The 24,008-nt window shown below is 38.4% G+C and carries 20 protein-coding genes; all 20 read left to right on the top strand.

What is annotated here, in order from left to right:
• Positions 1–12 precede the first annotated feature (12 nt).
• The 20 genes from fliD to MKY30_RS00315 all read left to right on the top strand — a co-directional run bounded on the left by fliD (position 13) and on the right by MKY30_RS00315 (position 24,000).
• Positions 13–1,488, top strand: a complete 1,476-nt coding sequence (gene fliD / locus MKY30_RS00410) for a flagellar filament capping protein FliD (protein WP_341082498.1) — start codon at positions 13–15, stop codon at positions 1,486–1,488.
• Positions 1,489–1,508: 20 nt separating this feature from the next.
• On the top strand, positions 1,509–1,910 hold the full coding sequence (fliS, locus tag MKY30_RS00405; RefSeq protein ID WP_156984890.1) for a flagellar export chaperone FliS: 402 nt from the start codon (positions 1,509–1,511) through the stop codon (positions 1,908–1,910).
• On the top strand, positions 1,910–2,263 hold the full coding sequence (locus MKY30_RS00400) for a flagellar protein FliT (protein ID WP_156984889.1): 354 nt from the start codon (positions 1,910–1,912) through the stop codon (positions 2,261–2,263). Before fliS ends, MKY30_RS00400 begins: the two co-directional genes overlap by 1 nt.
• A 277-nt stretch (positions 2,264–2,540) precedes the next feature.
• Entirely contained in the window at positions 2,541–3,098 is a 558-nt protein-coding gene (gene hpf / locus MKY30_RS00395) for a ribosome hibernation-promoting factor, HPF/YfiA family (RefSeq protein WP_147210172.1), read from the top strand.
• 356 nt (positions 3,099–3,454) lie between these two features.
• Positions 3,455–3,607, top strand: coding sequence for a hypothetical protein (locus MKY30_RS00390; protein ID WP_156984888.1), 153 nt, complete (start codon positions 3,455–3,457; stop codon positions 3,605–3,607).
• A gap of 354 nt (positions 3,608–3,961) precedes the next feature.
• Entirely contained in the window at positions 3,962–6,481 is a 2,520-nt protein-coding gene (secA, locus tag MKY30_RS00385) for a preprotein translocase subunit SecA (protein ID WP_339282701.1), read from the top strand.
• A gap of 232 nt (positions 6,482–6,713) precedes the next feature.
• Positions 6,714–7,812, top strand: a protein-coding gene (prfB, locus tag MKY30_RS00380; protein WP_147210174.1) for a peptide chain release factor 2 whose coding sequence is annotated in 2 segments (ribosomal slippage) — positions 6,714–6,776 and positions 6,778–7,812 — 1,098 coding nt in all. Because the reading frame shifts where the segments join, the coding sequence is not laid out codon by codon here.
• Between the two features lie 98 nt (positions 7,813–7,910).
• Positions 7,911–8,222, top strand: coding sequence for a c-type cytochrome (locus tag MKY30_RS00375; protein WP_147210175.1), 312 nt, complete (start codon positions 7,911–7,913; stop codon positions 8,220–8,222).
• A 766-nt stretch (positions 8,223–8,988) separates the two neighbouring features.
• Positions 8,989–9,675, top strand: coding sequence for a cell division ATP-binding protein FtsE (ftsE, locus tag MKY30_RS00370; protein WP_147210176.1), 687 nt, complete (start codon positions 8,989–8,991; stop codon positions 9,673–9,675).
• Positions 9,665–10,558 carry a permease-like cell division protein FtsX gene (gene ftsX / locus MKY30_RS00365; RefSeq protein ID WP_147210177.1) on the top strand — a complete coding sequence of 298 codons (894 nt, stop codon included), beginning with the start codon at positions 9,665–9,667 and terminating at the stop codon, positions 10,556–10,558. The genes ftsE and ftsX overlap by 11 nt, the downstream gene beginning before the upstream one ends.
• Positions 10,559–10,808: 250 nt before the next feature.
• A complete protein-coding gene (locus tag MKY30_RS00360) occupies positions 10,809–12,395 on the top strand; it encodes a murein hydrolase activator EnvC family protein (RefSeq protein ID WP_147210178.1) in 1,587 nt (528 codons plus the stop codon).
• A gap of 518 nt (positions 12,396–12,913) precedes the next feature.
• Complete coding sequence (locus tag MKY30_RS00355) at positions 12,914–14,386, top strand: S41 family peptidase (protein ID WP_147210179.1); 1,473 nt, start codon at positions 12,914–12,916, stop codon at positions 14,384–14,386.
• 108 nt (positions 14,387–14,494) lie between these two features.
• Positions 14,495–15,694 (top strand): PDZ domain-containing protein, encoded by a 1,200-nt coding sequence (locus MKY30_RS00350; RefSeq protein WP_339282691.1) that lies wholly within the window; start codon positions 14,495–14,497, stop codon positions 15,692–15,694.
• A gap of 382 nt (positions 15,695–16,076) precedes the next feature.
• On the top strand, positions 16,077–18,059 hold the full coding sequence (gene uvrB / locus MKY30_RS00345) for an excinuclease ABC subunit UvrB (RefSeq protein ID WP_147210181.1): 1,983 nt from the start codon (positions 16,077–16,079) through the stop codon (positions 18,057–18,059).
• Between the two features lie 7 nt (positions 18,060–18,066).
• On the top strand, positions 18,067–20,940 hold the full coding sequence (gene uvrA, locus MKY30_RS00340; RefSeq protein WP_156984886.1) for an excinuclease ABC subunit UvrA: 2,874 nt from the start codon (positions 18,067–18,069) through the stop codon (positions 20,938–20,940).
• A 269-nt stretch (positions 20,941–21,209) separates the two neighbouring features.
• Entirely contained in the window at positions 21,210–21,560 is a 351-nt protein-coding gene (locus MKY30_RS00335; RefSeq protein WP_339282688.1) for a YojF family protein, read from the top strand.
• Positions 21,561–21,612: 52 nt separating this feature from the next.
• On the top strand, positions 21,613–22,296 hold the full coding sequence (gene bshB2, locus MKY30_RS00330; RefSeq protein ID WP_339282686.1) for a bacillithiol biosynthesis deacetylase BshB2: 684 nt from the start codon (positions 21,613–21,615) through the stop codon (positions 22,294–22,296).
• 136 nt (positions 22,297–22,432) lie between these two features.
• Positions 22,433–22,624 (top strand): PspC domain-containing protein, encoded by a 192-nt coding sequence (locus MKY30_RS00325; protein WP_339282684.1) that lies wholly within the window; start codon positions 22,433–22,435, stop codon positions 22,622–22,624.
• Positions 22,624–22,977, top strand: coding sequence for a phage holin family protein (locus MKY30_RS00320; protein WP_077601948.1), 354 nt, complete (start codon positions 22,624–22,626; stop codon positions 22,975–22,977). Before MKY30_RS00325 ends, MKY30_RS00320 begins: the two co-directional genes overlap by 1 nt.
• An 87-nt stretch (positions 22,978–23,064) precedes the next feature.
• Complete coding sequence (locus MKY30_RS00315; protein ID WP_341082495.1) at positions 23,065–24,000, top strand: helix-turn-helix transcriptional regulator; 936 nt, start codon at positions 23,065–23,067, stop codon at positions 23,998–24,000.
• Positions 24,001–24,008: the final 8 nt, after the last annotated feature.

Raw genomic sequence — 24,008 nt, 5'->3', positions numbered from 1 at the left:
AGGTGAGCAAAAATGCGAATTGGCGGATTAGCAAGTGGAATCGATACAGAAACGATGATTAAAGATTTGATGAATGCAGAGAGGATACCGCTCGATAAATTACATCAGGACCGGACAAAATTGGAATGGAAGCGCGATGCTTTCCGGGATGTTAATAAAATGCTGGCCGATTTCGACCGGAATTTGATTTTTAATATGAAATTAAGCAATACATTTAATACAAAAATTATTTCCTCGACACAGGAAAATGCTGTACGCGCAACAGGGAATGCTGGTGCAAATAGCGGGACATATCGGATTGAGGTCAAGCAACTAGCTACTTCCGCGATTAATGTTGGTGACCCAAGTAAAATGAATATTAATTCTGAAGATACACTTGATCCATCAATGGGGCCGATTGAATTTTCAACATATAATAAAGATGGAGAAAAAATAGATCATAGTTATGAAATTCAATCAGGAGACAAACTTTCTAATGTTATCAAAAGAATTAATGATGATGTAGATAGTCCTGTTCGTCTTACTTATGATGAAAATGCAAATACAGTTATTTTAGAAGCAACACGAACAGGACAGTACAATAAAGATGGACAAGAAATTGAATTTGAAGAAGGAAGCTTTTTCACGCAATTAGGCTTGACGCAAAGTGCAGAAAGCGACGCTCAAAACGCCGAATTCAAATATAATGGTGCCTATGAAGTCTCAACTCAGGATAACCATTACCAACTAAATGGTGTAACCTTCCAATTTTTAAATAAAACAGAAGGTGAAGCAACCTTAAACGTTACCAATGATATCGACCATACCGTCGATAAAATCAAAGAATTTGTTGAAGCTTATAATGAAATTGTCGATAAAATAACAGGGTCACAGCGTGAACAGGTTTACCGTGATTTCCCTCCATTAACAGACGAGCAGAAATCAGACATGACAGAGCGGGAAATTGAGCTTTGGGAAGAAAAAGCAAAAAGTGGAATGCTCAAAGGGGAAGTAGCTCTATCCAGCGGCCTGACCAGTATGCGGTCAAGCTGGTACAGTACAGTTAAAAATGATGGAGCATTTACATCTTTAACGGAAATTGGAATTAGTACTTCTGCTGATTATTTAGACGGAGGAAAACTGGTTATTGATGAAGAACGGCTGCGAGAGGCACTTGCTGATGATCCTGAGAGCGTACAAAAGCTCTTCTCCAATAATGCAGAAGGGGAAGGCAGAGGATTAATCAATCGCCTGGAGGATGCTGTTGAAGGCACTATCAGCCAAATTAATCAACGTGCTGGTAAAGCAACAAGTGTATCCCTTGATGGCTATGCATTAGGGAAGCGCATGGAGGATATTAATAGCCGTATTGAGAACTTTGAACGTCGGTTAGAACAAGTAGAATCGCGTTATTGGAAGCAATTCTCAGAGATGGAGCGTGCAATTTCTATGATGAACCAGCAATCCAATATGCTGATGTCAAACTTCTTCCCGGCACAAGGACAATAATAAAGAGGGGATGACCCGGTATGAGTAGTAATAAAGCGTATCAAACCTATCAAAATAACTCTGTAAATACAGCATCTGGCGGAGAACTGACATTGATGCTCTATAACGGCTGTATTAAATTTATAAAACAGGCAATGAAAGATGTGGATAATAAAGATTTTGCTGCTAAGAATACGAATATCCAAAAGGCGCAGAAAATTGTTAATGAACTGATGGTGACTCTGGATATGAAAATGGATATTTCCCATCAAATATTGCCATTGTACGACTACATGCATAACCTTTTAACGGAAGCGAATATAAAGAATGACATAGAAAAATTAAAAGAGGCACTCGGCTACGCAGAAGAATTTCGTGATGTCTGGAAGCAGGTTATTCTCAAAGATCGTCAGCAGAAATTTAAACAAGGTGCTTCCGTCTGATGAACCGGATACTGCCTATCTACCAAATAACAGAAAGCATGCAGCAGTTATTATTACAAGATATTGATTCTCATAATCGAGAAGAGGTAATTGGTATATTTCAGGAGAAAATGGAAGAGAGAGGGCAGCTGCTGGAAGCAATTGAGCCTCCTTATACAGAGGATGAAGAAAAACTCGGCCGGACAGTTGTGCAAATGAATAAAGGTATCGAGCAAAAAATGAAATATTTATTTTTGGCATTAAAGAATGAAATGAAACAGGTGCAGCAGCAAAAGAAATCAACAACGAGCTATTCTAACCCATATAAAAATGTACAAAACATGGACGGGATGTTCTTAGATCAAAAAAAATAGAAAATTAAACTATTCTAAAAAAGAGGTAATTAGTATTTATTAAACTGGTTATCTCTTTTTTTGTACATTAGAAATCAATACTTTTTCTAAAAATAAAAGTCATTATTTATTCTAATTCGAATTTTGTCAAAAAATCTTTGAGCTTTTCGAGGCTTGTATATAAAGGGCTTAAAGTAATTTGATAGAAAGCGTTTTCTAAAAATAGAGGTTTAGAGAAGAGAAGTTTGTGAAATAGTGCTATAATATATTTATAAAAGTATAGAAGGAGGACACTTACATGAAATTTAATATCAGAGGCGAAAATATTGAGGTTACAAGCGCTATTCGAGAGTATGTTGAGAAAAAGATCAGCAAACTGGAAAGATACTTTGATTCCGCTCCGATTAGCGATGTGCATGTAAATTTAAGTGTCTATAATGATGAACAGCGAATTGAAGTTACCATTCCGATGACAAATCTATTACTGCGTGCTGAGGTACAGCATATTGATTTATATGCTGCTGTAGACTTAGCGGTAGATAAATTAGAGAGACAAATTCGCAAATATAAAACTAAAATTAATCGTAAATTTAAACAAAATGGTTCACCAAAGCATGCTTTTGCAGAATTGGAAAAAGAAGCCAGATTAGCTACTGAAGAAAATAATGAAAATGATATTGAAATCGTACGTACAAAACGTTTTAATTTAAAACCAATGGATTCTGAGGAAGCAATTTTACAAATGGATATGCTTGGACATGCTTTCTTCGTATTTACAAATGATCAATCCGGCGAAACAAACGTTGTTTATAAACGCCGTGATGGAAAATACGGTTTGATTGAACCGCATGTTTAAATAAAAATATAAATATACATTGATAAAGAGCAGTGCACCTTTCATAAATGGTGCACTGCTCTTTTTACTGGCTTTAAAAAGTGAGAAGTCGTTTTTACATGCTTTTAATTACTAATCTAATTGTAGAAAACAGTTAAATAATATAGAACTATATCAATTCACGTAAATTTGTCGAAAAAAACATCAAAATAACTTTTTAAAGCTATTTTTGCGAGAAATAGTCATTATTTGCTGTCAAAATGACAATTACCCCTGGGCAAATTGTCATTTTGTATGTCTGAAAACGTCATTTTGCTGATTCGCAGGGAAAGAAAGGATATGATATAAACAAATTAGAAAGAAAAGGAGGCAGTTTAATGCAGTATATCAACCAGCGATTATTGAATGAACTGGAACAGCGTGTTAAGCAGCAGGAACATACTATTCAACAGCTATTACGTATTGTAGCTAACCTCAACAAAAATGTAGTACAACTATCCTCTGAACAAAAAGAAAAAATACAAAAGTAGTAATTTACGTACTACTCTACGCAAGGCTTCCACGCAAGATCGCCTCATTCAGAACTGAAATAATCGTTTCAGTTCTTTTTTTATACTTGAAGCCTGAAAATCATTTGGAAGCCTGCCTTCATGATAGAATTTAATTATGGTGAATAAGACGGGGTATGTAAGTTGTCATAACGGTTTAGGAAGTGTTATGATATTAATATTGACCATTGCCTATAAGAAATGGTAAATTAATTAGCTATTGATATCATTAACTTTACACAATGGTATGTTATATATTTTATTTATACTACAGATGATAAACTAAATAGTGTTTATAAGAAATAAAAAGTTTCAATTAACTGAGGAGCGTTCATTATGGCAGGAATTTTAACAAAGATTTTTGGTGACGGAAATCAAAAACAAGTGAAGCGTATCGAAAAACAGGTGGATCAAATTGAAGCATTAGAGCCTGAAATGGAGAAGCTTTCAGATAATGATTTGCAAATGAAAACAAATGAGTTTAAAGAACGGATTGCAGATGGAGAGGATTTGGACAATCTTCTGGCAGAAGCATATGCTGTTGTCCGGGAAGCTTCAAAACGAGTGCTCGGAATGCGCCCATTCCGTACACAATTAATTGGTGCAGTAGCTCTGCATAACGGAAATATCGCTGAAATGAAAACAGGGGAAGGGAAAACGTTGGCTTCAACAATGCCAGCGTATCTTAATGCACTTTCTGGTGAAGGCGTGCATATTATTACGGTCAACGATTATTTAGCTGATCGTGATGCTAAGGTGAATGGAGAATTGTTTGGCTTTTTAGGATTAACTGTCGGTTTAAACCATAATGGTCTCCCTAAGGAAGATAAGCGTGCAGCTTATCAGGCTGATATAACCTACGGAACAAATAATGAATTTGGTTTTGATTATTTAAGAGATAATATGGTGCTGTACAAAGAACAAATGGTGCAGCGTTCATTAAACTATGCGATTATTGATGAGGTCGACTCGATTTTAATTGATGAAGCCCGTACACCATTGATTATTTCCGGGTCAGCAAAAAAATCTGCATCTCTTTATCAGCAGGCAGACCGATTTGTGCGTACCCTGCAAATAGAAGCAGATTATACGTATGATGTGAAAACAAAGGCAGTGCAGCTGACAGAGCAGGGTATTGATAAAGCAGAAAAATTCTTTTCTATTGAAAACTTATTTGATTTATCACATGTTTCCTTGACACATCATATTAATCAGGCTTTAAAAGCACATGTAGCTATGCATAAAGATACGGATTATATGGTGGAGGAAGGCGAAGTCATCATTATTGACCAGTTTACCGGTCGTAAAATGAAGGGTCGCCGTTATAGTGATGGTCTGCATCAGGCTATTGAAGCAAAGGAAAATTTACAGATTCAAAATGAAAGCATGACATTAGCTTCTATTACCTTTCAAAATTATTTCCGGATGTATAAAAAGTTGGCCGGAATGACTGGTACAGCGAAAACGGAGGAAGAAGAATTCAGAAGCATCTATAATATGGATGTTATTGCTATACCAACGAATCAGCCGGTTGAAAGAGACGATCGGGCAGATCAAATTTATAAAACCATGGAAGGTAAATTTAAAGCTGTTGTAAATAATATAAAAGAACGGCACGAAAAAGGCCAGCCAGTACTGGTTGGTACAGTAGCAGTTGAAACTTCGGAATTAATCTCGCAAATGCTGAAACGCGCGGGAGTAAAGCATGAAGTATTAAATGCAAAAAATCACTTCCGTGAGGCTGAAATTATTGAAAATGCCGGTCAAAAAGGTGCTGTAACCATTGCGACCAATATGGCCGGGCGCGGGACAGATATTAAACTGGGTGACGGTGTCAAAGAGCTTGGAGGTCTTGCGGTAATTGGTACGGAACGGCATGAATCACGCCGTATTGATAACCAGCTGCGCGGTCGTTCTGGTCGTCAGGGAGATCCGGGTATATCACAATTCTTCCTATCTATGGAAGATGAGTTGATGCGCCGCTTTGGGTCAGATAATCTGAAAGCAATGATGGAAAGACTTGGTATGGATGATGATCAGCCAATTGAAAGCAGAATGGTATCCCGAGCTGTAGAATCCGCCCAAAAGCGGGTTGAAGGAAATAACTACGATGCACGTAAAACTGTCCTGTCCTATGATGATGTGCTCCGCGAGCAGCGTGAGATTATTTATAAGCAGCGCTTTGAAGTAATTGATTCTGATACTAACCTTCGTGAAATCATTATAAATATGATTCAATCTACGGTAGAGAGAATTGTTGGTACACATACACAGGATAATGATGAAGATAATTGGAATCTGGATGCAATTGTCGAGTATGTGGAAGGTAACTTGCTAGAACAAGGCGATATTACAGCAGCTGAGCTGAAGGATAAAGAAGCAGCAGAAATAACAGGCATTATTATGGAGAAAGTTAACGGCCGCTATGATGCAAAAGAGGAAGAACTTACACCTGAGCAGTTTGCTGAATTTGAAAAAGTTATCTTACTGCGTACAGTTGATACGAAATGGATGGATCATATTGATCAAATGGATCAGCTGCGCCAGGGTATTCATTTACGTGCGTATGGACAGAACGATCCGTTGCGTGAATATCAAATGGAAGGCTTCACTATGTTTGAAGAAATGATTGCAAGTATTGAAGAAGAAGTCTCCAGATATGTCATGAAGGCACAAATTCAAGAAAATCTGCAGCGTCAGGAAGTAGTAAAAAATACACAAGCTGTTTCCGGCGGTGGAGAAGGCCAGAAGAAGAAATCAAGAAAGCCTATTGTAAAAAATAATACAGTTGGCCGAAATGATCCTTGTCCTTGCGGCAGTGGGAAAAAATATAAAAATTGTCATGGCAAGCAATAATCTGGCATAGACAATGAAAAGCTGTAAATGATGTTAGAAGAATCAACAACTGGATGAAGGAAAACTTCAAGACAATTACTTTTCATAAAGCGAAACTTCATTTTCTGTTTTAAGAGGAGAAGTTCGGACGGTTATCCGTGATTAAAAGGAAAAGGAATCTGGATTGCGGCCCTTTATCCAGTTGTTTTGATTAACAGTTATAATTTTAGGTTTTACTAGGAGGAGTCAGTTTATGGAATTAAATGAAATTAAACAAGAGCTGGAAAAAATAACTTCACGAGTTGAAGAGTTCAGGGGGTCTCTTTGACCTCGAACAGAAGAAAGCACGAATTGCTGAGTTAGAAGCGCTTATGTCTGACCCGTCATTCTGGGATGATCAGAACCAGGCGCAGACTGTTATTCAAGAATCTAACGGCTTAAAAAGCTATGTTGATTCTTTTGAAGAGATCCATGAAACATTAGAAAATCTGGAAGTTTCTTATGAACTGGTTAAAGAGGAAAATGACCAGGAATTATTTGAAGACTTACAGTCAGAGCTTCAGGAATTTAAAGACCAGGTAAATAAATTTGAGTTACAGCTCTTATTAAGTGAGCCTTATGATGCAAATAATGCAATTTTAGAACTGCATCCTGGAGCGGGCGGTACAGAATCGCAGGACTGGGCAAGTATGCTGTTGCGTATGTATCAACGCTGGGCTGAGAGTCATTCTTTTTCCGTAGAAACGATTGACTATCTTCCTGGAGAAGAAGCAGGCGTGAAGAGCGTTACGCTATTAATTAAAGGACATAATGCATATGGATATTTAAAAGCAGAAAAAGGAGTTCACCGGCTTGTTCGGATTTCTCCGTTTGATTCGTCGGGCAGACGACATACATCTTTTGTATCCTGTGATGTTACTCCAGAGATGAGTGATGATGTTGATATCGAAATAAAATCAGAGGATATAAAAGTGGATACGTATCGTGCAAGCGGTGCTGGCGGGCAGCATGTCAATACAACAGATTCGGCTGTACGAATTACCCATCTTGCAACAAATATCATTGTTACATGTCAAAATGAACGTTCCCAGATAAAAAACCGGGAACAGGCTCTGAAGATGTTAAAATCAAAGCTTTATCAATTGGAAATCGAGAAGCAGAAGCAGGAATTAGCTGAAATTCGTGGAGAGCAGATGGAGATTGGCTGGGGAAGTCAAATTCGTTCCTATGTTTTTCATCCGTATTCTATGGTTAAAGATCACAGGACAGATGTAGAAACTGGGAATACTCAGGCTGTTATGGACGGCGAAATAGATATGTTTATTGACGGCTATCTCCGTGCGCAAATGTAATAAAGCTAAATTGTCCTTTTTTGTACAAAATGATCCCTTCAGAGTAAGACATAAAGAAGATATACTAAAAGTAACAACCAGCAGGGAGGGATGAGAAAATGAAAAAAGGAATAACTGCACTGTTTTTAAGTGTGCTTATTGTTCTTGGAGCCTGCGGTAACGCGGATGATATTCGTAATGCTGATGAAGATTTAGAGGCTGGGGAACAAGTATATCGCAATAATTGTGCTTCTTGTCATGGAGCTGATCTTTCAGGGAATGCCGGTCCATCACTGGTTGATGTCGGCTCGAAATATTCCCAGGAACAAATTGCAGATATAGTTCAAGAAGGTATCGGCGGTATGCAGCCGCAGCAGCATGTAGAAGGAGAAGACCTGGAAGAGTTAACTTCGTGGTTATCCGAACAATAATATTTGACAGACACTTGCCTTGCTGCAAGTGTCTGTCAGCATTTTTATATTTTTAGCTGAATCCTTATTTTGAACAGCTGGGTGTTATAAAACATCAGCTGTTTTGGTTATTAGCCGGATAAACTTGTTTTTGATGTCTCTTCCTCTTATTGTCATCCTATTAAAACTGCTATCTATTTGATGACATATACTTCGTTTTTTCCTCCTATTTCTTAAGTAATTGTAATAGTCATATCTACTTAAATTTTCATTTTATCTATAATAAAAAATCTATATCTTGCCTTTTTTACATGTTAAAGTTTCCTGAAATTTTACAGAAACAGTATTTCGACACAGTAAAAATTTTAGCAGAGTTTCTTGTATGCCTCGGTTAATTTCAATTGATAAAAGTGCTGCGGTTTAAACTGGCTTAGTAATAACAAAAGCTTACTCTAGCACAGATAAACTCTGCCCCTTTCCTAGACAGGTTTCTCAAGTTCTCTTTGTCTGTTTATTACAAGGATTGTCGAATTGAAATGAAAATGTAATACGATTTTTTCATCATAAAATACCAAGAGATGTTATAATTATTTTTGTTCGTTTAATTCTATTTAAATGAATTTAATTAATATGAAAAAGACAGAGATTAATAGCAGTATGAAAAATATATCGAACTTTATAATAGATGCAGCGAAATATGCCTTTTTTGTGCTTTAAGAAAGAAGACATAAGTCAGATCAGGTTATGTCATGGACTGAAATAATAAATTAAATTGGGTGGTCATGAAATGATAACAATGGAGAATGTATCCAAAACATATAGTAATGGTGTAACAGCACTGAACGATATTAGTGTACATATCGATCGTGGTGAATTTGTTTATATTGTTGGCCCAAGCGGAGCCGGTAAATCATCATTTATTCGATTGATTTACCGGGAAGCAAAGCCGACAAAAGGAAAAATAATTGTGAGTGATCGGGATTTAAGCAAGTTAAAGGAAAGACATATCCCCTATTTACGCCGGGATATAGGCGTAGTCTTTCAGGACTTTAAGCTTCTGCAAAAACTGACAGTCTATGAAAATGTGGCGTTTGCTTTAGAAGTAATAGAAACACCGCCAAGAACCATAAAACGCAGAGTACAGGAAGTTTTGAAGCTGGTAGGATTAGAAGAAAAGGAAAAAATGATTCCAAGCGAATTATCAGGTGGGGAACAGCAGCGTGTAGCAATCGCACGGGCAATTGTAAATAATCCTAAGGTTGTTATAGCGGATGAACCGACAGGAAACCTGGACCCAGATACTTCGTGGGAAATCATGAAGGTTCTGGAAGATATTAACTCAAAAGGTACAACCATAATCATGGCAACCCACAGTAAACATATTGTTAATACAATTAAACGTCGTGTCATTGCAATTGAAGATGGGGTTATTGTACGAGATCAACAGCGGGGTGACTACGGCTATGAAATTTAGAACATTGTTAAGACATATACGTGAAGGTACCAAGAATATATTCCGGAATGGCTGGATGACATTTGCTTCGATCGCAGCTGTAACAACAACCTTAATTCTGGTTGCAGTCTTTTTAGCCCTGGTTCTGAACCTTGACCAGATGGCTAAAAATATCGAGCAGGATGTTCAAATCAGTACTTTGATTGATATGACAGCAGATGAAGATCAAATTGTCGAACTTGGTGAAGAAATTGAACAAATAGATGGTGTAGCAGAGGTGCAGTTCTCTTCTAATGATAACGAGCTGAGTAAATTAGTTGAGAGTATGGGAGATGAAGGACAAGCATGGTCTATGTTTGAACAGGATAATCCGTTAAACCATGTTTATATTGTAGAAGCCAGTATTCCGGAAGAAACCGAGGTTATTGCTGATCAAATAGAAGAGCTGAATAATGTAGAGAGTGTATTATATGGAAAGGAAGTTGTCGAACAGCTTTTCCAATTTAATAATTATGCGAGAGCAATTGGATTGGCATTAATTATAGCTCTAGTATTTACGGCAATATTCTTAATATCTAATACAATTAAGATAACTATTATAGCCAGAAGTACAGAAATTGGGATTCAAAAGTTAGTAGGAGCAACAAATTCATTTATCCGCTGGCCATTCTTTGTTGAAGGGGCTTTATTGGGAATTCTCGGTTCTCTGGCTCCGGTAGCGGTTATACTTGGAGGCTACTACTATATATATAATAATTTTGCGAATGTAGTTAATTTCCGATTTGTAGAACTATTGCCGTTTGATCCATTCGCTTGGCAATTATCAGGAATGGTTCTTCTAATCGGTGCAGTAATAGGTGTTTGGGGAAGTGTGATGAGCGTACGTAAGTTCCTGAAAGTATAAGGATGATAGATAAAGAAAGTTTATTACCGTAAATCATCTGTAAATTTTTTGGTTCAGGTCAAATGGACGTTTACACTCAAGAGTTAGATGAATATTTGTAGTTTCATTCAGTGTAAGTAGTATAAAAATTTTCACTGAATGAAACTTCATTTTATTTTAAATAAGTATTATCAGAGGGACAAAATGGCGGTAAAGCTATTGAAGCAGTCATTTTCTAAAGCCAGAAACAAAATGGAGAGGGGAACAACATATGAGAAGCTTGAGAGCATTAGCATCAGTAAGCCTAGTTACTTTGCTCGCAGTGACAACACCATTACATTCTGTTTCAGCAGAGTCTGTAAAAGATGTGGAAGATGAAATTAGTGAATTAGAAAAAGAAAAGTCTAATCTGGAAACAGAAAAAGAAGAGGCAAAGAAAAAGAAAGAGGATTCTGAAGAAAAGCTGGAATCTAATCAACAAGAGCAGAATGAGGTTGAGAGTGAAATTTCATCAATAGATGAAGAATTAAATCAGACGCAATCCGACATTACTGCAAAAGAGAGTGAAATTGAGGAAACGAACCAGGAAATAGAGAGCCTCAACAACGAAATTGAAGAGCTGTCCAACCGTATAGAAGAATTAGGGGATGAAATAAAAGACTTAGAAGAGCGAATTGAAACCAGAGACCAGCTCATCAAAGACCGCCTCCGTACCATTCAGCAGAATGGCGGGGAAATCCAATACTTAGAAGTGATATTTGGAGCACAAAATTTTAGTGAATTTGTGTCCCGGAGTACAGCAGTCAATACGATAATGGATCAGGACAGATCTATTTTAGAAGAACAGGCAAATGATAAGGCTCAACTGGAAGAAAATAAAGAAGAAGTGGAAGCAAGCAAGGTAACTGTTGAGGAAAATAAAGTAGCTGTCGAAGAAAATAAGGCGGCACTTGAGGGGCAGCATGAGGAGCTGCTTGCATTAGAAGAGCAATTAGATGAACAAATTTCTGATAAAGAAACTTTATTAGCTGACTTAGAAATTGAATATAATGATATTGAAGAAGTAAAATTAACAGCTGAAGAAGAACAGCAGCTGATTGACGCTCAAGCAGAAGCAAAACAAGCGGCTTTAGATTCTGCACAGAGTAAAAAAGCAGAAATAGAGCAGAAGGAAGCAGAAGAAGCGGAACGTGCCCGGGCAGAAGCAGAAGCTGAGGAGCAGCGCAAGGCGGAAGAAGAGCGTAAAGCTGAGGAAGAACGCCAAAAAGAAGCGGAACAACAGGAAGATAGCGAAGAGCAAACAGAGAGTAATTCAAGTGAGTCTGAAGGCAGTGAATCCTCTGATGAAGAAGAAAGTGAAAACGATGTACAGGTAGCCAGCGGTTATACAGCTGAAGCAGAAGTGAAAACAGAAACAGAGACAGCAAGTGAATCAGTTCCAAGTAACAGTTCCGGCTTTATCCGCCCTACTTCTGGACCACAAACCTCTCCATTTGATCCTAATCGGGTACATCCAATTCATGGAGATGTCCGGCCTCATAATGGGATGGATTTTGGACAAAGAGGAGAAGCAGATAAAGTGATTCGTGCTGCAGCAGATGGTGTTGTTGCTTACACTGGTACAATGAGCGGTTATGGGAATACAGTTATGGTAACTCATAATGTAAATGGTCAGGATTATACTACTTTGTATGCTCATTTATCAAGCTTTACTGTATCTAACGGACAAACAGTAAGCCAGGGAGATCAGATTGCTGTGATGGGGAATACAGGAGGATCTACCGGTGTCCATCTCCATTTTGAAATTCACCCTGGAGGGTACAAGAATCCTGTTGATCCATCAGGTTATATAAATTAATTCATTGCGTAGTTAATAGAATAAAGAAATCTATCAAATGAAAATCCGAACTAGTATTCAAACCCCTTTCATAGGGGTTTGAATCAGTTCGGATTTCTTGTTATCAAATAAAGGACCAGCGGCTTTCTACTACTGTCTGGGATTGCGGTTTGGTATTCGGACAAAAAGAACAGGAATTTCAAATAAAGTGTTTCTTAAGGATGTTTGTTTAAAATCATAGTCATTCGCTTCATAACATGATATGCTTTTCTTATTAGAAAATAAAAAATACCATTTTATCATAGAAACTGTTTGTAAAGCTCCTGTTTTGGGTTGAAAAATGGTTTTGTTTAGTAATCTCGGTCTACTTCCATAGAAGGAAGTTTTGTTTTATCTATCAGGGATTATTTCTTTTAAGATAACAGGTATAATGGAATTGTGAAGGTCAGCCGTTTTTTCATAATACCTGCTATATATTAATTATTCAACTTCAAAGGTGAATGGAAGCTTTTGAAGCATTTAAAGAGGTGTAGAAAGAAATGAAGCTTAATCAATCTAAGATTATACTGATATTAATAGGAGCCTTGCTTATTGGGCTTTTAGGCGGTTACGGCGGAGTGAAGCTAGCCCAAAATCAGGGTGACAGCTCTCCTTTAGAGATAACTGATACAGAAACATCCGACAATGAAGGAGAAGGTACAGATGCTGATTTGCCGGCAGATTTAAACAAAATTTCGCAAACCTTTGATTTGATTAAATCAAACTACATTGAGGATGTTGATGATAACGAGCTGGTAGAGGGTGCTATAGAAGGTATGCTTTCTACACTGGAAGATCCGCACACCTCCTACTTAGACAGTGAAATGATGCAGCAATTTAACGAACAGATTGAATCATCCTTTGAAGGAATCGGGGCAGAAGTCAGTGAGGTAGATGGTTATATTACGATTATTTCACCAATGAAGGATTCTCCAGCAGAAAAAGCCGGGTTGCGTCCAAATGATCAGGTCCTAAGTGTGGATGGAGAAAGCGTTGAAGGATTAAATGTGAACGAGGCTGTTGCTAAAATTCGCGGGGAAAAAGGTACGGATGTTGTTTTAGAGATACAGCGTTCAGGCGTTTCAGATCCATTTGAAGTAACCATTCAACGGGATACGATTCCTGTTGAAACAGTATATAGTGAAATAAACAGTGAAAATGGCAAGGATACTGGTGTTATTCAGATTACCAACTTCTCAGAGCACACCAATGAAGAGTTTACAGAGCAGCTGGCTGATTTAGAGGATCAGGGTATTGACGGTCTTGTCATTGATGTCCGCGGAAATCCGGGAGGTTTATTAGATGTTGCAGAAGATATTCTAAAGCAGTTTGTCCCTAAAGACATGCCATATTTGCAAATAGAGGATTCTGATGGAAACACAGAAGAGTTTGCATCAGATTTAGAAGAGGAGAAGGATTATCCAATCAGCGTGTTAATTGATGAAGGAAGTGCATCTGCTTCAGAAATTGTCGCTGTAGCAATGAAAGAGCTTGGATATGATATTGTTGGAGAAACCAGCTTTGGAAAAGGTACAGTGCAGCAGGCTATTCCGCTAGGCGATGACAGTTCTATTAAAATGACAACCTATAAATGGTTATCTCCGAACGGTGTATGGATTGACGGTGATGGTGTGGAACCGACCGTCGAACAGAAACAGGATGATTATTACTATTCCATTCCAATTCAAGTAACGGATGATGAGCCGCTCACCTTTGACCATACAAGTGAAGCAGTAGCTAATATGCAGGTAATGTTATCCGGTTTAGGATATGACACAGGAAGAACAGATGGTTACTTTAATGAAGAAACAGAAAGTGCTGTAGAAGATTTCCAGGAAGATAATGATTTGGAGGTAACCGGAGAAGTAGATGAAGAAACCGGGGGCTTAATTGAAACACAAATTATTGAAAAAATCCGTTCCGGAGAAGATGATGAGCAGCTGGAACGATCTTTGGAAGAGCTTTATCAATAAATGAAACTTGACTTCTTGATAGAGAAATATTTGTTCATCCATCATGCTATGATGGATGAACAAATTTTAACGTATAAAATGTATTCGCGAAGAAGGTGAAGAATATTGGTGGAAGAATGGCTTATTGAACTGGCAAAAGGTATAGGGAAGTTCTTTCTGAATCCGGCGTTATACTGGTTTTTATTTATATTAACCATGGCAAGTTATTTCCGGATTAAACGGGAGCGATATGATTTCGGAATAAAAATATATCCGAAATTTATTGAATGGCATCGGACTTGGCTTGTTTCATTAATTAGCGGCATACTTATATCTGCTGTAATTATTGGAGTCGGCATGGTGTTCTCCTATGAAACACTTTTCGTATTAGCACTCAGTTTTATCGTTTTAAGTATCAGTACCCGTTTTACGCTGTTGTCTCCAAGCTATACGCTGGGACTGACATTTTTGATTTTATTTTTTGCACCTTATGTACTCGACATGCAAAATTGGTTTGATTACTCTCTGCTCTATGAACGCAGTCTTCCTGCTTTGGCAGTCCTGGCCGGATTATTGCTTTTTGTAGAGTCTCTATTAATTAAACGTGTTGAAAAACAAGATTTATTTCCGAGAATTCAGCTGAGTGACCGGGGTGTCTGGGTAGGAGAGCAGCAAATCAAACGATTAACGGTAGTACCGCTGCTTATGCTTGTGCCTGAAGGGTTAATCACTTCTTTTGCACCTTGGTGGCCGTATTTATCAATAGGGGAATCTTCTTTAGGTCTGGTGCTCATTCCCTTTTTAATTGGCTTTAACTATAAAGCAAAAGGCCATTTCCACCAAGATGCTATTTACAAGCTGGCAAAGGCGAATACATTTTTGGCAATTGGCATTTTCCTTATTGCTGTCGCAGGAATATTTATTCCATATCTTTCTCTGACTGCAATTATCCTTGCAATCATAGGAAAAGAATATTTGAACTATCGATATAGAGAAGGAGACCGCTTACGACGGCCGTATTATCAGCCGCATCCAAAAGGCTTGCGGGTTGTGGGGATTCTCCCGGGAAGTCCGGCAGACAGGCTGGAGATAGAACCTGGTGAATCTATCTATAGAGTGCACGGGAAAAATGTACAGACAAGCCAGGCTTTTTATGAAGCTTTACAGCGAAGCGGGGCTTATATTAAATTGGAAGTCTTTAATCATGATAATGAGATTCGTTTCGTACAATGTTCCCTATATGAAGGAGAGCATCATTCCTTGGGCTTTCAATTTGCTGAAGAGCCTTATAAAGCAAGAAGAGATAAAAAAAATAATAATGCGTCCTAAAATAAGAATGCTTGAAACGGTGATTACAACCGGGTTCAGGCATTCTTATTTCATTATAAAATGTAAATCAGGATTGAAAGATTGACAGAAAGGCTATAATGAAAATAGAGGCTATTAAATCGATTTTTTTAATTCCTGATTAAATTCTACAGATGATAAATCAAATAGCGTTATTATATAAAAAGCTCGGACTATGATGGAGTGATTAATTTAAGACCATTGGAAACGATACTGCGGTATTCCAGTATTACTAATGACCTGCATTAATTTATAAATACTAAAAAAGATATATAATTTCTTAAAAAACAAGTCGAATACTTGTTCGTTTTTTAAGAAAAGGATATAATAGATAATAGCTATTGTAAGGAACGGAGGAAATAGGATGAAGGAGCATTTTGAATTAGTTTCTGCTTATGAGCCGGCGGGAGATCAGCCGGCGGCAATTAAAGAAATTGTAGAAAAAATACTTGCCGGGCAGCATCATCAGACCTTACTTGGTGCCACCGGGACGGGAAAGACATTTACCATGTCCAATGTCGTAAAAGAAATTAACCGGCCGACACTTGTTATTGCACATAATAAGACATTGGCAGGACAGCTTTACAGCGAGTTTAAGGAGTTTTTTCCAAACAATGCTGTAGAGTATTTTGTAAGCTATTATGATTATTATCAGCCGGAAGCTTATGTGCCTTCTACGGATACTTTTATTGAAAAGGACGCAAGTATAAATGATGAAATTGATAAATTGCGTCACTCTGCTACATCAGCACTATTTGAAAGAAATGATGTATTGATTGTAGCAAGTGTATCGTGTATCTATGGCTTAGGTAACCCGGAAGAATATAAAAGTCAGGTACTTTCTTTAAGGCTTGGCATGGAAAAAGAAAGAGATCAGCTCCTGCGCGAATTAGTAGATATTCAATATGCAAGAAATGATATTAATTTTCAGCGTGGTACATTTCGTGTGCGTGGAGATTCGGTAGAAATTATTCCTGCTTCTCACGAGGAGCATTGTATCCGGGTGGAATTTTTTGGAGATGAGATTGATCGGATTCGGGAAGTTGATGCATTAACCGGTGAGATTATCGGTGACCGTGAGCATGTCGCTATTTTCCCGGCATCCCACTTTGTTACCCGTGAAGAAAAAATGAAAATTGCCATTAAAAATATTGAGAAAGAATTAGAAGAACGGCTGAAGGAATTAAATGATGCAGGAAAACTGCTGGAAGCCCAGCGTCTGGAACAGCGCACGAATTACGATTTAGAAATGATGCGGGAAATGGGATTTTGTTCCGGAATTGAAAACTATTCACGTCCTTTAACATTACGTGAGGCAGGAGCCACACCGTATACATTGCTGGATTTCTTTCCAGAGGACTTTTTAGTGATTATTGATGAATCCCATGTGACATTGCCGCAGATTCGTGGTATGTATAACGGAGACCAGGCGCGGAAACAGGTTTTGGTTGATCATGGATTCAGGTTGCCTTCAGCAATGGATAATCGTCCGTTGCGCTTTGAAGAATTTGAAGAAAAAACCAATCAGCTTGTTTATGTTTCCGCAACGCCAGGTCCATATGAATTAGAGCATTCACCAGAAATGACAGAACAGATTATCCGTCCGACAGGTTTATTGGACCCAGTGGTGGAAGTACGGCCTATTGATGGACAGATTGATGATTTAATTGGTGAAATTAACAAACGGACAAAGAAAAATGAACGTGTATTAATCACGACCTTAACGAAGAAGATGTCAGAGGACTTGACAGATTACTTAAAAGAAATAGGAATGAAGGTTGCTTATCTGCATTCTGAAATTAAAACTTTGGAGCGGATCGAAGTTATTCGTGATTTGCGTGTTGGAAAATATGATGTCCTTGTCGGGATTAACCTCCTGCGGGAAGGACTGGATATACCAGAAGTATCTCTGGTTTCAATCCTGGATGCTGATAAAGAAGGCTTCCTCCGTTCAGAGCGTTCCTTAATCCAGACTATGGGACGTGCCGCAAGAAATGAAAATGGTAAAGTTATTATGTATGCTGATAAAATTACGGATTCCATGCAAAAAGCGATTGATGAAACAGATCGCCGTCGTACTGTACAACAGGAATATAATGAAAAGCATGGTATCACTCCACAAACTATTCGTAAGGAAGTCCGTGATGTTATTCAGGCAACAGTTGCTGCGGAAGCACCGGAAGCATATGATTCTGAAACAAAACAAGTGAAGAAGATGACGAAGAAAGAAAAGCAGAAGGTTATCGAAAATATGGAAAAAGAAATGAAACAGGCAGCCAAAAATCTAGACTTCGAGAAAGCAGCAGAATTAAGAGATGTTCTCTTGGAGCTAAAAGCGGAAGGATGAATTTTTTATGCCAAGCAAGTCTATAAAAATCCAAGGTGCCAGAGCGCATAACTTAAAAAATATAGATGTCGATATCCCCAAAAATAAATTAGTTGTTCTTACAGGGCTTTCTGGTTCCGGGAAATCATCCCTCGCCTTTGATACGATATATGCAGAGGGACAGCGCCGATATGTAGAATCTCTGTCTGCATATGCAAGACAGTTTTTAGGACAGATGGATAAACCAGATGTTGATGTGATTGAAGGATTATCTCCAGCAATCTCTATTGATCAGAAAACAACCAGTAAAAATCCAAGATCAACTGTTGGAACGGTTACAGAGATTTATGATTATTTACGTTTACTTTATGCACGCGTAGGGAAACCGACCTGTCCGAAGCATGGTATTGAAATCAGCTCACAGACAGTGCAGCAGATGGTTGATAGAGTATTGGAATATCCGGAAAGAACGAAAATGCAGATTTTAGCTCCGGTGATTTCAGGAAGAAAAGGAGAACACGTTAAAGTATTAGAAGACCTGAAAAAACAAGGGTACGTGCGTGTCCGGATTGATGGAGACATGATGGAGGTAACGGACGATATTAACCTGGAGAAAAATAAAAAGCACTCTATTGAAGTTGTTATTGACCGGGTTGTTATTAAAGAGGGAATAGAAACCCGCTTAAGTGATTCCCTGGAAGCGGCGCTTAAATTAGGAGAAGGTAATGCGATTGTTGATGTCATTGGCGATGAGGAGCTCATGTTCAGTGAAAACCATGCCTGCCCAATCTGCGGTTTTTCTATCGGTAAATTAGAACCGCGCTTATTCTCCTTTAACAGTCCTTTTGGTGCATGCCCAAGCTGTGATGGATTAGGAACAAAACTTGAGGTGGATGTTGAATTAGTTATTCCGGATTGGGATAAAACACTAAATGAACATGCTATTGCACCTTGGGAGCCTATCAGTTCCCAATATTATCCGCAGCTTTTAAAGAGTGTCTGTGATCATTATAATATTCCGATGGATGTTCCTGTAAAGAATATTCCCGAGGAACAAATGGATAAAATTTTATATGGAAGCGGAAAAGAAAAAATTCATTTTCATTATGAGAATGATTTTGGAAGCGCGCGTACCAAGGATGTTGCTTTTGAAGGTGTTTTAAAGAATGTTGAACGCAGATACAAAGAAACTTCCTCTGATTTTATCCGTGAAACATTAGAGAAATACATGGCACAGAAAAATTGTCCAACATGTAAGGGACATCGTCTGAATAAAGAGGCGCTTGCTGTATTAATTGACGGGAAGCATATCAGTCAGATAACAGATTTCTCTATCCTGGAATCTATGGACTTTTTCAAACAGCTTGAATTGAGTGATAAAGACCGTCAGATTGCCCGTTTAATTTTGAAAGAAATTGATAATCGTCTTTCATTTTTAAATAATGTCGGCTTAGACTATTTAACGTTGTCACGTGCAGCAGGAACACTTTCTGGCGGGGAGGCCCAGCGGATCCGCCTTGCTACCCAGATCGGCTCTGCATTGACAGGTGTTCTTTATGTACTTGATGAGCCTTCCATAGGACTGCACCAGCGTGATAATGACCGTCTTATTGAAACGCTTAAACAGATGCGTGATTTAGACAATACGCTGATTGTTGTCGAGCATGATGAGGATACGATGCTTGCGGCAGACTGGCTGATTGATATTGGGCCGGGGGCCGGCGAGCATGGTGGTGAAATTGTTGCCAGCGGTACTCCAGAAAACGTCATGGCTGATGAGAATTCATTAACTGGCCGTTATTTATCCGGAAAAGAATTTATCCCTGTGCCGTCAAAACGGAAGAAAGCTGATAAACGTAAAATAAAAGTTACCGGTGCATCCGAGAATAATTTGAAAAATGTATCGGCTGAAATTCCAATCGGGTTGATGACAGTCGTTACGGGTGTTTCGGGTTCCGGGAAAAGTACACTGGTTAATGAGATTATCTACAAATCTTTAGCAAAAGAATTATATAAAGGAAAAGTGAAGCCCGGGAAGTACCGGAGCATAAAAGGAATCGAGCATATCGAAAAAGTTATTGATATTGACCAGTCTCCAATCGGAAGAACACCACGTTCCAATCCAGCTACGTATACAGGTGTATTTGACGATATTCGTGATGTGTTTGCACAAACAAATGAAGCCAAGGTAAGAGGTTATAAAAAAGGCCGCTTCAGCTTTAATGTCAAAGGCGGACGCTGTGAAGCCTGCCGCGGAGATGGAATTATCAAGATTGAAATGCACTTCCTGCCAGATGTCTATGTCCCTTGTGAGGTTTGTGAAGGAGCACGTTATAACCGGGAAACACTGGAAGTGAAGTACAAAGGCAAAAATATATCAGAGGTATTGGATATGCGTATTGAGGAAGCATTAGAGTTCTTCGCCGCAATTCCAAAAATTAAACGGAAGCTGCAGACTATTTATGATGTCGGATTAGGATATATTAAACTGGGTCAGCCGGCAACAACCTTATCCGGCGGAGAAGCTCAGCGTGTTAAATTAGCAAGTGAATTGCATAAACGCTCCAACGGAAAGACGTTTTACATTTTGGATGAGCCGACAACAGGACTTCATTCTGCTGATATACGCCGTTTGTTGGATGTCCTGCAAAGGCTGGTAGATAATGGGGATTCTGTCTTAATTATCGAACACAATTTAGATGTGATTAAAAGTGCGGATCATATCATTGATTTAGGTCCGGAAGGCGGAGACCGCGGCGGCCAGATTATTGCTAAGGGAACGCCGGAAAAAATCGCAGAGCAGGCAGATATTTCTTATACAGGGAAGTACCTTGGACCGGTGTTGGAAAGAGATAAAGCACGTATGAATGAAATGGTGAAAGAGAAGGTCAGCAGTAAATAGAGAAAAACTGGTCCATCTTTAGAGTATGATTTTGCTCTTCAGATGGATCTTGTTTTATTGCGTAATAATGGACTACTTCATTATACGTTTTTAATCCAATCAGAATACTGTGTTATAATAAAGGTTAAATAGATGACGAATGCAATGTAAATGTATTTTCAGAACAATATTTCTGTTCCTGAAAAGAAAGTTTTTATTTGGGTAAGCTATCTAATTGACGCTTGGTCTTCATTTCGATAGAGTAAAAGAATAGAATTGGAGGTTGAAACATGAAACCGATAGAACTAGAGAAAGTCCAGCAGGCACTGGACAGTTATTTGAATAAGGAAGTATATGTCCATTTAGAAACAACGAATGGGGCATATGCTAATCATTTAGACGCCAATGCATATACGGTTGGTGCATATATACGTAATGCAAAAGTAACATACAAACAGGCAAAGATTATAGGAGAAGGAAATTCCTATCGTGTTGGTTTAAAAATGGAGCTTGGCTGGATTTACGCAGAAGGATTAACCGATTGGACCATTTATGAGGGAAACCAATTACTATTGGCTGGTCATGATAGGGAAGGGCGATTAATGGTAGCTTTAGAAGTCAGTGAAACGCCTTTTAAATGATAAAAATAAAAACGAGTGATATAGCTTGATTCTAGAAAGATAGGTGAATAAAATGGAGAAACATGTTGTAGTTATTTTTCCGCACCCGGACGATGAAGCTTTTGGCGCGTCTGGATCTGTCGCACAGTTCCGCAAAGAAGGTGTGCCGGTAACATATTTATGTGGAACGTTGGGGCAAATGGGGAGAAATATGGGGAACCCGACATTTGCTAATAGGGAGTCGTTGCCTGAAATTCGCAAAAAAGAGTTAATACGTGCATGTGAAACGTTAGATATGGAATTGAAAATGCTCGGATACCGTGATAAAACGATTGAATTTGAAGATAAACAAGAAGTGGCAGATCATATAAGAGGTTATTTAGAAGAAATAAAACCATCTCTTGTGATCACACATTACCCCGGCTATGCAGTGCATCCGGATCATAATGCCTTAGGAGCTGCCGCTATTCAGGCAGTGGAAGATATGAACCCTGTAGAAAGACCAAAAGTATGGGCGCAAGCTTTTTCCAATGGTCATGAAGAAGATTTAGGAAGCCCAAATGTAATAAATGATGTCCGTGATACTTTTGATAAAAAACTGCAAACAATATTATCACATGACTCTCAGGTAGCTGGCATGTTCGGGTGGTATAAGCAATTGGATGAGTTAGATGAAGAAGTGAAAAACGAACTGATTGAAAATCAGGCAATGGAACGTTTTTATCTTTGGGATTTTGAAAAGAACAGCTCTAAATAATTGTTTTGTTTAAAAAGAATAGGAAGCGGGAAAATAGAAATGAAACTTTTTCATTTCTATTTTCGTATGAAAAGATAGAATGACACATATCCATTATTAAATAGATGACAAAACAGTTACCTGAGGAGGTACTTCCATGAAAAGATTATATCGTTCGGAAACAAATAAAATGCTTGCCGGTGTGCTTGGAGGATTAGGTGAGTATTTAAATGTGGATGCGACACTGCTCCGGATCATTTTCTTAATTCTGCTTATCCCGAGTTTTTCCACATTAGCGATTGTTTATATAATTGCCGCATTTATTATGCCTAAGGGAGACGTGTATTAATGTTGCTTCGGGGGATTATTTCATTAGTATTAAATGCTGTGGCGCTGATAGCAGTTGCCCAAATCTTTGATTCTTTTCAGCTGGACGGTTTCGGTACGGCACTGTTAGCAAGTGTTATTTTAGCCATCCTGAATATGTTTGTGAAACCGATTTTGGTTATTTTGACATTGCCGATTACGGTGATTACATTTGGATTGTTTTTAATTGTTGTCAATGCGATTATATTGATGATTACGCAGGCGCTTATTGGACCTTCCTTTGTCATTGACGGGTTTGGTACGGCGTTTATCGCGTCGATTGTGATTTCATTGATTTCAATGATTTTAAACAGTGTTGTCCGTGACATAAGGTAAAAGGAAAGGTCAGGTTATCGCCTGATCTTTTTCTTATGAGCAAAATTTAATAGACGAGCCCACTGTTGTCAAAGAGGAGAGAACGTAATGAAATTAGAGAGACTATTATCCATTATTATATTATTGATAAATCACCGCATGCTGCAGGCAAAAGATTTAGCGGAACGATTTGAAGTATCTGTGCGGACGATTTACAGGGATATTGATACGATTAATGCAGCTGGCATACCCATTATAACTTACCAGGGAGTTTACGGCGGTATCGGACTTGCGGAAGGTTACCGGCTGGATCGTAATCTGCTCACCAATGATGAATTAGCAGCAATTGTCACGGCACTGCGCAGTATATCTACTTCTTATGAAAAAGCACAGCACCAGCAATTGATGGAAAAAATGAATAGTGTTGTACATCCTGTTGATGCCAAGGCTTTTCAAAGTAAAACAAGCCGTGTTCTCATTGATTATTCACCTTGGGATAACAGTGCACGGCTCCAAGAAAAACTGGAGCGTATTGAAAAGGCAATAGATAACGGTCTATTCATTGCATTTACATATTCAGATGCACAGGGGAAGATTACGCAGCGAACGGCGGAGCCGCATACATTAATTCTCAAAGGAAGACAATGGTATGTACAAGCATACTGCATAGAAAGAGAGCAGTTCCGTTTATTTAAATTACGAAGAATAAAAAATTTGTCTGTGGATGCTGAGTTAAGTTTTACCCGCCGCCCTTTACCAGAACAAAAGGATATAAAAGGAAAACAATCCTCTATCTCCGATAATAATGAGGTAGTTTTACGTTTCCAGAAAGAAGCTCATCATTTAGCGGAAGATTGGTTTGATGCAGAGGAGCTTATTCCGACGGAAGATGAGACATGGCTGGTGAAGAAAGCTTACCCAGAGGATGAATGGTTATACAGCTTTATACTCAGCTTCGGTCCTCAGGTGGAGGTGTTGGAGCCAGTCCATTTGCGGGAGATTATCGCAGAGCGTGTAATGCAAATTACAAAAATATATAAATAAGTTGAACA

This window comes from Oceanobacillus sp. FSL W8-0428 (assembly GCF_038004405.1).
Taxonomy (GTDB): domain Bacteria; phylum Bacillota; class Bacilli; order Bacillales; family Amphibacillaceae; genus Oceanobacillus; species Oceanobacillus sojae.
Note: the sequence above shows the minus strand (reverse complement) of the source record. Positions and strands in the feature narration are given on the sequence as shown.

Bases quoted from the DNA above. Each gene is read 5' to 3' on its own strand.
- MKY30_RS00355 (WP_147210179.1), top strand. From the start codon at position 12,914: ATGAAGCTTAATCAATCTAAGATTATACTGATATTAATAGGAGCCTTG.
- fliD (WP_341082498.1), top strand. From the start codon at position 13: ATGCGAATTGGCGGATTAGCAAGTGGAATCGATACAGAAACGATGATT.
- ftsE (WP_147210176.1), top strand. From the start codon at position 8,989: ATGATAACAATGGAGAATGTATCCAAAACATATAGTAATGGTGTAACA.
- MKY30_RS00390 (WP_156984888.1), top strand. From the start codon at position 3,455: ATGCAGTATATCAACCAGCGATTATTGAATGAACTGGAACAGCGTGTT.
- MKY30_RS00400 (WP_156984889.1), top strand. From the start codon at position 1,910: ATGAACCGGATACTGCCTATCTACCAAATAACAGAAAGCATGCAGCAG.
- uvrB (WP_147210181.1), top strand. From the start codon at position 16,077: ATGAAGGAGCATTTTGAATTAGTTTCTGCTTATGAGCCGGCGGGAGAT.
- MKY30_RS00325 (WP_339282684.1), top strand. From the start codon at position 22,433: ATGAAAAGATTATATCGTTCGGAAACAAATAAAATGCTTGCCGGTGTG.
- uvrA (WP_156984886.1), top strand. From the start codon at position 18,067: ATGCCAAGCAAGTCTATAAAAATCCAAGGTGCCAGAGCGCATAACTTA.
- fliS (WP_156984890.1), top strand. From the start codon at position 1,509: ATGAGTAGTAATAAAGCGTATCAAACCTATCAAAATAACTCTGTAAAT.
- ftsX (WP_147210177.1), top strand. From the start codon at position 9,665: ATGAAATTTAGAACATTGTTAAGACATATACGTGAAGGTACCAAGAAT.
- hpf (WP_147210172.1), top strand. From the start codon at position 2,541: ATGAAATTTAATATCAGAGGCGAAAATATTGAGGTTACAAGCGCTATT.
- bshB2 (WP_339282686.1), top strand. From the start codon at position 21,613: ATGGAGAAACATGTTGTAGTTATTTTTCCGCACCCGGACGATGAAGCT.
- MKY30_RS00320 (WP_077601948.1), top strand. From the start codon at position 22,624: ATGTTGCTTCGGGGGATTATTTCATTAGTATTAAATGCTGTGGCGCTG.
- MKY30_RS00375 (WP_147210175.1), top strand. From the start codon at position 7,911: ATGAAAAAAGGAATAACTGCACTGTTTTTAAGTGTGCTTATTGTTCTT.
- secA (WP_339282701.1), top strand. From the start codon at position 3,962: ATGGCAGGAATTTTAACAAAGATTTTTGGTGACGGAAATCAAAAACAA.
- MKY30_RS00315 (WP_341082495.1), top strand. From the start codon at position 23,065: ATGAAATTAGAGAGACTATTATCCATTATTATATTATTGATAAATCAC.
- MKY30_RS00335 (WP_339282688.1), top strand. From the start codon at position 21,210: ATGAAACCGATAGAACTAGAGAAAGTCCAGCAGGCACTGGACAGTTAT.
- MKY30_RS00360 (WP_147210178.1), top strand. From the start codon at position 10,809: ATGAGAAGCTTGAGAGCATTAGCATCAGTAAGCCTAGTTACTTTGCTC.